This window comes from Clavibacter sp. VKM Ac-2872, assembly GCF_015351105.1.
Lineage (GTDB): Bacteria > Actinomycetota > Actinomycetes > Actinomycetales > Microbacteriaceae > Clavibacter.
This window is the reverse complement of sequence record NZ_JADKRR010000001.1, coordinates 536,452-548,633: the sequence shown is the minus strand read 5'-3', so window position 1 is coordinate 548,633 and position 12,182 is coordinate 536,452. Positions and strand designations below refer to the sequence as shown.

General features: G+C 75.3%; 15 protein-coding genes. 5 read left to right on the top strand and 10 right to left on the bottom strand.

The genetic code is table 11. The features are described from left to right. Positions 1 to 68: 68 nt before the first annotated feature. The 7 genes from ITJ40_RS02690 to hemE all read right to left on the bottom strand — a co-directional run bounded on the left by ITJ40_RS02690 (position 69) and on the right by hemE (position 6,121). Entirely contained in the window at positions 69 to 632 is a 564-nt protein-coding gene (locus ITJ40_RS02690) for a TIGR03086 family metal-binding protein (RefSeq protein ID WP_194665621.1), read from the bottom strand. 87 nt (positions 633 to 719) lie between these two features. Further along, on the bottom strand, positions 720 to 2,357 hold the full coding sequence (mptB, locus tag ITJ40_RS02685; protein ID WP_194665620.1) for a polyprenol phosphomannose-dependent alpha 1,6 mannosyltransferase MptB: 1,638 nt from the start codon (positions 2,355 to 2,357) through the stop codon (positions 720 to 722). A 21-nt stretch (positions 2,358 to 2,378) separates the two neighbouring features. Next, a complete protein-coding gene (locus tag ITJ40_RS02680) occupies positions 2,379 to 2,654 on the bottom strand; it encodes a DUF3618 domain-containing protein (protein ID WP_043585258.1) in 276 nt (91 codons plus the stop codon). Beyond that, the gene (locus ITJ40_RS02675; protein WP_194665619.1) at positions 2,644 to 3,060 is read right to left on the bottom strand and encodes a phage holin family protein; all 417 of its coding nucleotides are present in this window, start codon (positions 3,058 to 3,060) and stop codon (positions 2,644 to 2,646) included. Before ITJ40_RS02675 ends, ITJ40_RS02680 begins: the two co-directional genes overlap by 11 nt. Before the next feature lie 32 nt (positions 3,061 to 3,092). After that, positions 3,093 to 3,434: a YtxH domain-containing protein gene (locus ITJ40_RS02670; RefSeq protein WP_194665618.1), complete on the bottom strand. Its 342-nt coding sequence runs from the start codon at positions 3,432 to 3,434 to the stop codon at positions 3,093 to 3,095. Between the two features lie 127 nt (positions 3,435 to 3,561). After that, the gene (gene hemG / locus ITJ40_RS02665) at positions 3,562 to 5,001 is read right to left on the bottom strand and encodes a protoporphyrinogen oxidase (protein ID WP_194665617.1); all 1,440 of its coding nucleotides are present in this window, start codon (positions 4,999 to 5,001) and stop codon (positions 3,562 to 3,564) included. After that, positions 4,994 to 6,121 carry a uroporphyrinogen decarboxylase gene (gene hemE, locus ITJ40_RS02660; protein ID WP_194665616.1) on the bottom strand — a complete coding sequence of 376 codons (1,128 nt, stop codon included), beginning with the start codon at positions 6,119 to 6,121 and terminating at the stop codon, positions 4,994 to 4,996. The genes hemG and hemE overlap by 8 nt, the downstream gene beginning before the upstream one ends. Before the next feature lie 104 nt (positions 6,122 to 6,225). On the opposite strand from hemE, the gene ITJ40_RS02655 reads away from it, so the two are divergent. From ITJ40_RS02655 to ITJ40_RS02640, 4 genes are read left to right on the top strand one after another with little or no spacing between them, the layout of a single operon-like run. Next, entirely contained in the window at positions 6,226 to 7,545 is a 1,320-nt protein-coding gene (locus ITJ40_RS02655) for a glutamyl-tRNA reductase (protein ID WP_194665615.1), read from the top strand. Then, complete coding sequence (locus ITJ40_RS02650) at positions 7,542 to 8,180, top strand: GNAT family N-acetyltransferase (RefSeq protein WP_370531975.1); 639 nt, start codon at positions 7,542 to 7,544, stop codon at positions 8,178 to 8,180. Before ITJ40_RS02655 ends, ITJ40_RS02650 begins: the two co-directional genes overlap by 4 nt. 13 nt (positions 8,181 to 8,193) lie before the next feature. Next, the gene (locus ITJ40_RS02645; protein ID WP_194665614.1) at positions 8,194 to 8,799 is read left to right on the top strand and encodes a GNAT family N-acetyltransferase; all 606 of its coding nucleotides are present in this window, start codon (positions 8,194 to 8,196) and stop codon (positions 8,797 to 8,799) included. Positions 8,800 to 8,808: 9 nt separating this feature from the next. After that, positions 8,809 to 9,354 carry an NUDIX domain-containing protein gene (locus ITJ40_RS02640; protein WP_194665613.1) on the top strand — a complete coding sequence of 182 codons (546 nt, stop codon included), beginning with the start codon at positions 8,809 to 8,811 and terminating at the stop codon, positions 9,352 to 9,354. Here ITJ40_RS02640 and ITJ40_RS02635 read toward each other — a convergent pair. Then, complete coding sequence (locus ITJ40_RS02635; RefSeq protein WP_194665612.1) at positions 9,344 to 9,658, bottom strand: hypothetical protein; 315 nt, start codon at positions 9,656 to 9,658, stop codon at positions 9,344 to 9,346. The genes ITJ40_RS02640 and ITJ40_RS02635 overlap by 11 nt on opposite strands. A 132-nt stretch (positions 9,659 to 9,790) precedes the next feature. Between ITJ40_RS02635 and ITJ40_RS02630 the strand changes: the two genes are divergently transcribed. Continuing rightward, entirely contained in the window at positions 9,791 to 9,964 is a 174-nt protein-coding gene (locus ITJ40_RS02630) for a CsbD family protein (RefSeq protein ID WP_015489305.1), read from the top strand. A 93-nt stretch (positions 9,965 to 10,057) separates the two neighbouring features. Here ITJ40_RS02630 and ITJ40_RS02625 read toward each other — a convergent pair whose 3' ends face one another. Both ITJ40_RS02625 and ITJ40_RS02620 read right to left on the bottom strand, forming a co-directional pair. Then, complete coding sequence (locus ITJ40_RS02625) at positions 10,058 to 11,245, bottom strand: AMP-binding protein (protein WP_370531974.1); 1,188 nt, start codon at positions 11,243 to 11,245, stop codon at positions 10,058 to 10,060. A gap of 19 nt (positions 11,246 to 11,264) precedes the next feature. After that, positions 11,265 to 12,176: a 1,4-dihydroxy-2-naphthoyl-CoA synthase gene (locus ITJ40_RS02620; protein ID WP_194665611.1), complete on the bottom strand. Its 912-nt coding sequence runs from the start codon at positions 12,174 to 12,176 to the stop codon at positions 11,265 to 11,267. Positions 12,177 to 12,182: the final 6 nt, after the last annotated feature.

Below are 12,182 nucleotides of genomic sequence, written 5' to 3'. Positions count from 1 at the left end.
TCTCCATGGTACGTCGCGCGGGGACCCCGCCCATGCATCGGCCGGACGGCCGTCAGATCATCCGCGGGCTATCGGGCGTCGCGGCCCGTGAGCGCGAGCAGTCGCACCTGCAGGGGCGCGTCCTCGGCGACCGGCACGGGCGACGCGAACAGGCCGCTGGCCTCGAGCGTGTCCTTCTGCGGGGCGAACACCGTCCAGGTGGCGCGCACGAGCTCGTCGTCGATGCGTTCGTCGGCGCCGACCGCGCGCGCGAGGTCCCAGCCGTGGATCACGACGTCGGACAGCTGCTCGCGCAGGTACTCCCGGGCGGGCACGCGGTCGGTCGACAGCAGGACGGGCCGCTCCGGGTCGACGCCCTCCCACGCCGCGAGCGCCTCGCGGGAGTAGCGGCCCCACTCGGCCACGAGGTCGTCGTCGAGGTCGCGGATGAGCGGCCGGCCGGTCTCCGTCGTGTGACCGGCGAGGAGGAGCGGCACCCACTGCTGCTCCTCGATGACGTGCGCCACGAGCTCGCGGACGTCCCACTCGACGTCGGGCGTCGGCGCCGTCCAGTCGGTGACGGCGGCGAGGCGGTCGGCGAAGCCGCCGTGGGCCCGGCGGATCAGGTCGTGCCAGTCGAGGTCGGTGTCCATGGTCGAGCTCCCGTCGGTGGTGTCACCGGGGAACGTCCGCGGCATCCGCGCGCATTCCCTCGGGTGGTCCGGATGACGCGTCTGCCGTCAGGCCGGGGGCTGCCGTGCGGCGGAGAACTGGTGGCGCGGCGCCCGGAGCGCCCGGAACGGATCCGTGCCCGCGAGCCCCTGCAGGCCCGGCGCGAGCACCCCGAGGACCCCGACGACCGCCACGACGACGACCAGCACGCGCGGCCAGCCCGAGGCGACCGTGTGCACGACGGCCATGGGCTCCAGCAGGTTGACGCCGACGAGGAACACGGTCGCCGAGACGGCGAGCGACATGGCCGCGCCGTCCGCGATGCCGACGACGGCGAGGATCACGAGCACCCACAGTCCGTACCAGGGGTAGACGACGGGCGACATGGCGACGATGCACACGAAGGCCAGCGCGAGGCGCGCCTCCCCGGAGAGCGTGCGGGTCGTGAGGATGCACCAGGCGGCGCCCGCGAAGCCGAGCAGGATGCCGGCGGTCTTGATCCCGCCCTCGACCGCGCCTCCCGGCCCGCCGAGCGCCTCGACCAGCGGGCCGAACGCGCCAGCGGCCACGCCGAACGGCATGAACCAGGAGACGACGGTGACCGGGCTCGAGAGGGCGGAGATCCAGCCGAGGCCGACGCCGAGGAGCTGGCCGCCGAGCGCGAGGAGGCCCATGGCGGCGATGCCGGACGCGGTCCACGCGGCCCAGACCCGCGGATCGCGCGTGGGCGGACGGAGGCCGACGACGCGGCCCGCCGACCCGTCGACGGCCACGCCGGCCGGCGCCCGGTCGTCGACGCGACGCGCGCGCATCTCGGCGTGCACGATGGCGACGATGGGCAGGGCCAGGAGCGCGATGGGCTTGACCGCCACCGCGCACGTCACGAGCAGCACGCCGAGCACGGGGCGGGAGTCGATGGCGGCGAGCAGGCCCGCGACCAGGAGCCCCATCATGAGCGCGTCGTTGTGCGCGGCCACCACGAAGTTGAAGATCACGAGCGGGCTGGCGGCGAGGAACCACGCCGTTCGCACGGGGTCGATGCGACGACGGCGCGCGATGCGCAGGCCGCACACGACCATCAGGACGACGCCGGCGACCGCGACGCCGCGCGCCACGAGGACCGCGACCTCGACGCCGACCGCGTCGTCGATCGCGCCGACGACGCGCTCGATCGCGAGGAACAGCGGCCCGTAGGGGGCGGGGCTGTGCGCCCACAGCGGGTCGACGCCCGTGCTCCGCCAGTCGGGCAGCACCGCCGGCCCGTGCTCGTACGGCGAGAGGCCGGCACCGAGCACGCGCCCCTGCGCGATGTACGAGTAGATGTCGCGGCTGAACAGCGGCGCGCTGAACAGGAGCGGGGCCGTCCAGATCGCGGCGAGCCGCAGCGTGGCACGGAGGCCCGCCTGGCCGAGCCGCGGGAGCAGGGCGCCGAGCAGGAGCCATCCGGAGACGAGCATCAGCCCGCCCACGACGACCGCGACGGACGCGATGCCCGTCGCGAGGGGCGAGATGCGGAGGGCGCCGATCACGGGTGTCCGCGACAGCTCCGACTCGGCCGGCGCGTGGCCGACCACGAACGAGGCCAGGAGCACGAGCAGCGATCCGCCGAGCCCGACGAGGCCCGGCAGCATCAGCGGATGCGCGCCCAGGGAACCCGGCTCACGCGCCTCGCGGCGGCGCGGGCGCGCGGATCCCGCCTCGACCATCACGGGCCCTCGACCGGCGGGTCAGCGGCGCGCGGCGCGGGCCACGGCCCAGACCACTCCGCCGACGACGACGACCGCGCCCACCCCGACGGCGACGAGGAGCAGCGGGTCCTCGTCGGCCGTGCGGCGGATGCGGCGGCGGAGGTCGGCGATGCCGTCCTTCGCGCGGCGGCGGACGTTGAGCTTGGCCTCGAGGGCGTCGAGGGTCGCGGAGATCTCCTCGCGCGTGTGCTGGATGTCGAGCTTCAGCTCGGTGCGGGACCGGGGTCCCGTGGGGCGGGGGCGATCAGTGGTCATACTTGCCGGTCCCCTTCACCGCGTCGACGTCCTCCTTGAGGCTGTCCACGGTCTCCTCGGGCGTCGGCGGGACGCCCTTCTTGATCCAGCGGATGCCGAGCAGCGCGAGCACCACCGTGACGAGGAGGAAGAAGCCGGCGACGATGAGCGCCGACAGCCACGGCGAGAACGCCTCGGACAGGCCGAGGATCGCGGCGGCGACGAGCACCAGGAACGCGATGAGCGCGAAGAACAGGGCCACGACGAGGAAGCCGGCGCCGATCCCCGCGTGCTTGAGCTTGGAGACGAGCTCGTTCTTGAACGACTCGATCTCGTCCTTGATCAGCTGGACGATGAGCGTCGGCAGGTCGGCGACGAGCCGGACGAGCGAGCGCTTGCTCTTCGGATTGAGATCCTGATCCGTCATGCGGGTTTCCCTCCTGGGGATGGGCGTGCGGGTCAGCGGGAGGTGCCGGAGCCGTTCGGCTCGGGCGAGGCGGGGTCCATGGTCGGGTACGACGTGGTCGACGCGCTCGACGGGGTGGAGCCGCTCGAGGAGTCCTTCTTGCCGCCGGTGACGGTGCCGACGACCTTCTTGGCCCCGCCGACGACCGCGTGCGCCACGTCGGGGGTGTGCTCCTTCACGAAGCCGGCCGCGTTGTCGACCTGGCGCTGGACCTTCGGGTCGTCCCAGACCTTCTTGGCGTTCGTGCGGATCTGCTCGTAGCGCTTGCGACCGGCGCGGGCGCCGAGGACGTAGCCGACACCGGCTCCGGCGACGAAGAGAAGCTTGCCTTTCATGGGAGATCTCCGATCGTTGAGGGGGCACGTGCAGCACACGTCGGTCCAGCGTATCCCTCCGGCGCGGCCGCGTGGTCGGGGGCGACGGGGAGGTCGGTGCCCGGCCGCACGGGGCCACGAGCGCCCATCAGCCGGCCAGGAGGCGTGCCGCGGCGGCCTGCGCGTCGGCCACGACGGAGGCCAGCCCGGTGCCCGCGACGGCGGACCCGGTGATCTCGAGGCCCGGGTGCTCGGCCGCCTCGTCGCGCACGGCCTGCACGCGCTCGCGGTGGCCGGACGCGGCGAACGGGAGGGCGTTGGTCCAGCGCACGCGGGCGGATCCGGTGACGCGGCCCGCGAGGTCGACCCCGAGCAGCGCGGACGCGTCGCGCACGGCGATCGCGGTGAGCTCCTCGTCCGGGACGGCCGCGGTGTCGTCGTCGCCGCCCGCGCGCCCGTAGGACAGGCGGAGCACGTGGCGGTCGCCCGCCAGCTCCTTCAGCCACGGCCATTTGGCGGTGGCGTGCGTGAGGGCCTTGGCCCGGATCCCCGGGGCGTCGGCCGCGACGAGCACGCCGGTGCCGCGGGGCGCGGCGTCGAGCTCGGGCGCGCGGACGACGAGCGTGACCAGCTCGACGGAGGACGGCGCGGGCCAGCCCTCCGTGACCGCGCGGGGCGCGAGGCCCGAGAAGAGGTGGATGAGCCCCGCCGCGGGGATCGCGAGGACCACGCCCGTCGCGTCGATGCCGCGGCCGTCGGCCAGCTCCACGTGCCAGTCGTCATTCGCGGCCGCGCCCTCGTGCGAGCGGTGCCGGTGCACGGACACGGCGGCGAGCGAGGTGCGCACGTCGACGCCGAGGCGCGCGAGGTCGGCGACCAGCGCGTCCACGAGCAGGTGCACGCCGCCGACGATGCCGCTGACGGCGGATCCCGCGGGCGACGCGGCGCGCATGGACGCGACCGCGCGCCCGAGGGAGCCCTGCTCGGCGAGCCCGGCGCGGAGGCCGGGCGCGACCGCGTCGGCGTCGACCTCGTCGGGGTGGGCGCTGTGCACGCCGGAGACGATGGGCGCGACCAGACGGTCGACCACGCGGTCGCCCATCCGGGCGCGGACGAGGCCGCCGAGCGTGCGCTCCTTCGCGCCGACGGCGGCGGGGAGGAGGAGGTCGGCCTTGGCGCGGGCGACGCCGGCGCGGCCGATCGCGGTGGCGATGGTGGCGTCGAAGGGGTGCGCGGGGATCCCGAGGAGGCCCGTGCGCGGCAGCTGGATGGCGCGCTCGGCGAGCTGCACCCACGCGCCGTCCGGGTTCGGCTGCACGATCAGGTCCGTGAGGCCGAGCTCGCCGAGGAAGGCCGCGACGGTGCCGCGGCGGGTGGCGAAGCTCTCGGCGCCGCTGTCGAGGCGGAGGCCGTCGACCACGTGGGATCCGACGGTGCCGCCGAGCGCGGGCGACGCCTCCACGAGGATCACGCGCTTGCCGGCGAGGGCGCATTCTCGCGCGGCGATGAGGCCGCCGACACCGCCGCCGACGACGACGACGTCCGTCGGGTCGACCTCGCCGGCGGCCTGCCGCGGGTCGCTACTCACGGACGAGCTCCACGATGCGCGTGAGGACGGTGGGGTCGGTCTCGGGCGGCACGCCGTGGCCGAGGTTGAGCACGTGGGCCGGCGCCGCCTTCCCGCGCTCGAGCACGTCGCGGACGTGGGCCTCGAGGATCGGCCACGGGGCCGCGAGGAGCGCCGGGTCGACGTTGCCCTGGACGGGGACGGATCCGCCGAGTCGGCGCGACGCCTCGTCGAGCGGGATGCGCCAGTCGACGCCCACCGCGTCGACGCCCACGTCGTGCATCGCACCGAGGAGCTCGCCCGTGCCGACGCCGAAGTGGACGAGCGGCACCGTGCGGCCGTCCGCCGCCGTGATCGTGCGCACGTGGTCGAGCGCGAGCGCGGAGGCCGGGGCGACGCGCTGGGTGTAGTCGGCGAGCGAGAGGCCGCCGGCCCACGAGTCGAAGAGCTGCGCGGCGGAGGCCCCGGCCATGACCTGCGCGTGGAGGAAGACTCCCGTGATCTCGGCGCACCAGCGCATGAGCGCGTCCCAGGCGTCCGGATCCGCGTGCATGAGTCCGCGGGCCGCGATGTGGTCCTTGCTCGGCCCGCCCTCGACGAGGTACGCGGCGAGCGTGAACGGGGCGCCCGCGAAGCCGATGAGCGGCGTGTCGCCGAGCTCGGCGACCGTGCGGGCGACCGCCTGGCGGATGGGCTCGAGCGCCGCCGGGTCGAGCGCCGGCAGCGCGGCGACGTCGGCCGCGGTGCGCACGGGCTTCTCGAGCACGGGTCCCCGGCCCGCGACGATGTCGACGCCGACGCCCGCGAGCTTCAGCGGGATGACGATGTCGCTGAAGAAGATGCCCGCGTCGACGTGGTGGCGGCGGACGGGCTGCAGCGTGATCTCGCTGGCCATCTCCGGGTCGAGGCACGCGTCGAGCATGCGCGTGCCCACGCGCAGCTCGCGGTACTCGGGCAGCGACCGGCCCGCCTGGCGCATGAACCAGACCGGGGCGCGCTCGCCGCGATGGCCGCGGTAGGCCTCGACGAGCAGCGACGACGCGGTGCGCGTGTTGAGCGGGTGCTCCGCGGGGAGCAGGACGACGGCGGACGAGGGCGCGGAGGAAGACGAGGAGCTGGGCGTGATCACGGAGGAGATCATCGCATCCCCCGCCTGCGCGGTCGCCGGGCTGGGGACGCCCGCCCGACCTAGCCAGGGTGCCCTCACCGACCCGGAGCACCCGGCGGGGAGGTTTACCATGGAGCGTGCTCATATGTCTGTCGGCGAGTCATCACAACGCCAGCTTCGAGGTCCTCGAGAAGCTGTCCGTGGCCGCACCCTCCGTCGCCAGCACGCTCATGGCCCAGAACGACTTCATCGCGGGGGCCGTCGTCCTCGCCACCTGCAACCGCTTCGAGGCCTACCTCGACGTGGAGGAGCCCCTCACCGCGGCCCGCGCCCTCGCCGTCGAGGCCACGGTCGACGTGGTCAGCGGCGCCAGCGGCATCGCCCGGGACGACGTCCGCGGCAGCGTCGACGTGACGTGCGGCGACGCGGTCGCCGAGCACCTCTTCGCCGTCTCCTCCGGACTCGAGTCGGTCGTCGTCGGCGAGGGCGAGATCGCGGGGCAGGTGCGCCGGGCGCTCGAGAGCGCGCGCACCGGCGGCACCACGAGCACCGGGCTCGAGCGCCTCTTCCAGACCGCGTCCCACACGTCCCGCGGCGTCAAGACCCGCACCGGGCTGCAGAGCGCCGGCCGCTCCATGGTCCGGCTCGCGCTCGACCTCGCCGAGAGCCGCATCGCCGACTGGTCGGCCACGCGGGTCCTCCTCGTCGGCACGGGCGCCTACGCGGGTGCGAGCCTCGCCGCCCTGCGCGACCGCGGCGTCGTCGACGTGCACGTCTACTCCCCCTCGGGCCGCGCGCGGAAGTTCGCGGGACCGCACGGGATCCCGGCCGTCGAGGGCCGCGACCTCCTGAAGGCGCTCGCCGCGTCCGACATGGTCGTCACCTGCAGCACCGCGCCCACCGCCGTGCTCGCCGCGCACCACATGCAGGGCGCGGCCGCGGCGTCGGGCGACGGCCGCCGCCGCCTCGTCATCGACCTGGGGCTCCCCCGCAACGTGGATCCGGACGTCGTCACCGTCGAGGGGGTGGAGCTCCTCGACCTCGAGACCATCAGCCTGCACGCCCCGCTGCGCGACCTCACCGCGACGGACGACGCCCGCGAGATCGTGAGCACGGCCGCCGCCGAGTTCCGCGCCGCGAGCGCCGAGGACGAGGTCGCCCCGGCCGTCGTGGCCCTGCGCACCCACATCTTCGACGTGCTCGAGGGCGAGCTCGAGCGGGTCCGCAAGCGGGGCGACTCCTCCGAGGCCACCGAGAAGGCGCTCCGGCACCTCGTGAGCGTGCTCGTGCACCAGCCCTCCGTCCGCGCCCGCGAACTCGCGCGCCAGGGCGAGGGGGCCCGCGTGGTCGACGCCGTGCAGGCGCTCTTCGGCCTCGACGTGGAGGTGCCCGCCGCGGTCTCCTCCCCCGTCGCCGTCGCGCTGCCCCGCACGGCCGAGGCGGGCCAGGCGTCGTGAGGCCCCGCATCCTCCGCGGCCCGCGCCTCGACGCGCCGCTCAGGATGACGGAGCCCGTGCGCACCCAGCGCCTGGTGATCCGGCCGTACACGGCCGACGACCTCGACGACTACGCGGACATCCAGCGCCGCCCCGACGTGGTCGAGTACATGTTCTGGCCCCTGCGCGACCGCGAGGCGTCGCAGCGCCACCTCGCCGCGCGGCGGCGGAAGACGCGGCTCGAGCAGTCGAACGACTTCCTCGGTCTCGCCGTGGAGCTGCCCGACGAGCCGAGCCTCAACCCGCGCGCGGGATCCGGACGCGTCGTCGGCGACGTGTCCCTCCTCCTCCGCAACGCGGCCTCGCGCCAGCTCGAGATCGGCTGGGTCATGAACCCGGACTTCGCCGGTCGCGGCTACGCCACCGAGGCCAGCCGCGCGACGCTCGACATCGCGTTCCACCGCGCGGGCGCCCACCGCGTCCTCGCGCAGCTCGACGCCCGCAACACCTCGTCCGCGCGCATGGCCGAGCGCCTCGGGATGCGCCGCGAGGGGCACTTCCGCGAGGAGCACCTCGTGAAGGGCGAGTGGGTCGACAGCCTCTACTACGCCGTGCTGGCCGACGAGTGGGCGGCGACGCCGCGCGCGACGACCTGACCCGAGGATCCCGATGGACGGCGACCTGCCCGCGCTCGACCCGGTCGAGGTGCGCGGCCCCGTCCGCACCGCGCGGCTCGCGCTGCGGCCGTTCGCCCCCGACGACGTGGTGGCGATCGAGGCGTACGCGGCGTCCCCCGGTGCGCGGCCGCACCTCGCCGGATCCGCGACGGAACCCTGCCGCATGCTCGCCGATCGCATCGCCTGGAACCGGCTGGCCGACGTCGGCGACCGGCTCGCCCTCGCGATCGAGCTGCCCGCGCAGGGCCAGCGGTGGTCGCGCGTGATCGGGGAGGTGCATCTGCTGCTGCGCGATCCGGGCGCGCGGCAGGCCGAGCTCGGCGTGGTCCTGCACGAGGACGCGCGGGGCGCGGGGCTCGCGGCGGAGGCGGCCGACCGGATCCTCGAGCTCGCCTTCGCCGAGGCGGGCGTGCACCGCGTCGCGTGCCGGGTCGACGCCGCCGACACCGCGGCGCTCGGGCTGGCGGAGCGCCTCGGCATGCGGCGGGAGGCCCTCCTCGTGCACGATCGATGGGCCCGCGGCGCGTGGGCCGATACCGTGGTCGTCGCGCTGCTCGACGTGGAGTGGGCGGCTCGGAAGAGCCTCGACGGACTGTAGGAGGACCGCGTGACCTCGACCCCCGACCCCGCGGCGCGACCCGTCGTCCCGGTCCTCGACGACGACGATGACGACGACCTCGACGAGCTGGACCGGCTCGACGCCGACGGGCCCGGGAGCGCCTCCCGTCGCCGTGGCGCCGACGAGCGTCCGCTCCGCGTCGCCGCCCTCGCGCTCATCCGCGACCGCCGCGTGCTCATGGTCCGCGTCGCCGGGCAGGACGTGCTCTACCTGCCGGGCGGCAAGATCGAGCCCGGCGAGGGCGCGCGGCAGGCGCTCGTGCGGGAGGCCGCCGAGGAGGTGGGGCTCGACATCGACCCCGCCACGATCGAGGACCTCTTCACCGTCCTGGCCGACGCGCACGGCGTGCACGCGGGCCGCCTCGTGAGCATGACCGTCTACCGCGCGGAGCCGCGCGAGGGCACCAGGCAGGAGCCGGTGGCGTCGGGAGAGGTGGCCGAGGTGGAGCTCATCGGGTCCGCGGACTCCGACCGCTGCCCGCCGGCGGGCCAGGCGGCGCTGGAGCGCCTCGTGGCGCTCCGGCTCATCGACTGACGGCGTCGTCCCCGGGCGCGGCCGCGTCGGTCGCGGCACCGGCTCCGCCGGGCGCGCGGGATGCGGCGGCCAGCTCGGCCGCCCGCGTCGCGCGGACCTTGCGGCGCTGGTCGACGAACGCGACGGCGGCCACCGCGGTCGCGATGCCGCCCGCGACGAGCGTGCCGGTCACCTCGCCCACGCCGTCCGCCTGCACGGCGGCCACGAGGATCGCGATCGTGAAGGCGGCGATGACGACCGCGACCGCGAGGATCAACCAGGAGAGGAGCCCCTTCGCGCGGGCGTCGGGGGTGCGGGTGGCCATGCGCCCATCCTCCCACGGGCGGCGGGCGATCCCCGGGGCGCCCCCACCCGTGCGTCCGGCGGGAGGGGGTGACGGAGGCGGCCGGCGGGCGTAGCGTCGAAGGCGTCCCATTGACCGAACGAAGGAGCGCATATGAGTGCGGATGACAAGGCCCAGAACACCGGCGAGAAGCTCGCGGGGAAGGCCGAGGAGGCCTTCGGGAAGCTGACCGGCGACGACAGCAAGGTCGCCGAAGGCGAAGCGAAGCAGGCCGGGGCAAGCGCCAAGCAGGCCGGCGAGAACGTGAAGGACGTCTTCAAGAAGTAGGACTCCTACGAGGGACGTCCGTCCCGAGAGGCGAGGGGCCGGGTGCCGAGCATCCGGCCCCTCGTCATGCCCGGCGGCGGCAGGCGCGGCGGCTCAGCCGCGCGGATCCGCATCGGCCAGCGCCCGCAGCGCCCGGCGGTCGGGCTTGCCGGACGGCAGCGTCGGCAGGGCGTCGACGCCGCGGACGACGGCGGATCCCGCGACGCGGCCCAGGCGCGCGGCGAGCTCGCGGCGCACGCGCTCGGCGAGCTCGGGATCCACGGTCCCGGGCGCGAACACGACCGGCCGCTGCCCCCAGCCCGGGTGCTCGCCGGGCACGGCGACCGCCTCCCCGAGGTGCGGCCCCCACGCGACCAGCGACCGCACCGCCTCCTCCACCGCGGCGAGCCGCAGCTTCTCGCCGCCGGAGATGACCACGTCGTCGAGCCGCCCGGTGATCCGCAGCACGCCGTCGACCAGCTCGCCGCCGTCGCCCGTGCGGTACCACCGGCGGCCGTCGTGCTCGCCGAACGCCGCGTCGGTCGCGCCCGGGTCGCCGAGGTAGCCCTCCGCGAGCATCGGGCCGGCGAGCTCCACCTGCCCGTCGACGACCGCGACCTCCGCCGTCGCGACCGGCACGCCGTCGTAGACGCAGCCGCCCGCGGTCTCGCTGGATCCGTAGGTGCGCACCACGCGCCACCCCAGCGCGGCCGCGCGGTCGACCAGGTGCGGCGGCGTCGCCTGGCCGCCCACGAGGATCGCGTCGAGGCGACGGACGGCGTCGCGGACGCGGCGGGCGGCGTCGCCCCCGTCACCGCCCTCCGCCGCCTCCACCAGTCGGTGCAGCTGCGTCGGCACGAGCGACGTGTACCGGGCGACGCGGGCGTCCATCGACGCGGCGATCTCGGCGAACGCGCGCGGGTCGAAGCTCCCGGGCGCGAGGACCGCCGGCGTGCTACCGGCGGCGATCGAGCGCACGAGCACCTGGAGGCCGGCGATGTAGTGGGTCGGGAGCGCGAGGATCCACTGCCCGGGCGCCCCCAGAGCCGCCTGCGACGCGGCGGCGCTCGCGAGCAGTGCGTCGGACGAGAGCGCGACGCGCTTGGGACGCGACGTGGTGCCGGACGTCTCGACCACCAGCGCGACCCGGCGCTCGACCTCGGCGGGCGGCGGCGGATCCCCGTCGGCCACGGGAGCGTCCAGTGGGCGCGCGAGCAGCGCCGGCCCGTCGCCCGCGAGCGCCGCGCGGAGGAGCGGCATCACGTCGGCGCCGGACGCGGTCAGTCGCTCGAGGCGCCTCACGGGAGCAGGCCCGCGCGGATCAGAACTGCCACGGGAACGGCGACCAGTCGGGCGCGCGCTTCTCGAGGAAGGAGTCGCGGCCCTCGACGGCCTCGTCGGTGCCGTAGGCGAGGCGCGTGGCCTCCCCCGCGAAGACCTGCTGGCCGACCATGCCGTCGTCCACGGCGTTGAACGCGAACTTGAGCATGCGGATCGCGGTGGGCGACTTCCCGAGGATCGTCTCGGCCCACTCCAGCGCCGTGGCCTCGAGCTCGGCGTGCGGCACGACGCGGTTCACGGCGCCCATCTCGTACATGCGCTGCGCGCTGTGCTCCTCGGCGAGGAAGAACACCTCTCGCGCGGCCTTCTGGCCGACCTGGCGGGCGAAGTACGCGGATCCGTACCCGCCGTCGAACGAGCCGACGTCCGCGTCGGTCTGCTTGAAGCGGCCGTGCTCGGCCGACGCGATCGTGAGGTCGCACACGACGTGCAGCGAATGCCCGCCGCCCGCGGCCCAGCCGGGGACGACCGCGATGACGACCTTCGGCATGAAGCGGATGAGGCGCTGCACCTCGAGGATGTGCAGCCGTCCGGCGCGCGCCGGGTCGACGCCCTCGGCGGTCTCGCCCTCCGCGTACTTGTAGCCGTCGCGTCCGCGGATCCGCTGGTCGCCGCCGCTGCAGAACGCCCAGCCGCCGTCCTTCGGGCTCGGGCCGTTGCCGGTGAGGAGCACGACGCCGATGCGCGGATCCTGCCGGGCGTCGTCGAGCGCCTGGTACAGCTCGTCGACCGTGCGCGGGCGGAACGCGTTGCGCACCTCCGGCCGGTCGAACGCGATGCGCGCGATGCGGCCCGTGAGGTCGTGGTGGTACGTGATGTCGGTGAAGCCCTCCGCGAGGGGGACGTCGCGCCAGCGGGTGGGATCGTGGATGTCGGAGACCTGCTTCACCATGCGTCC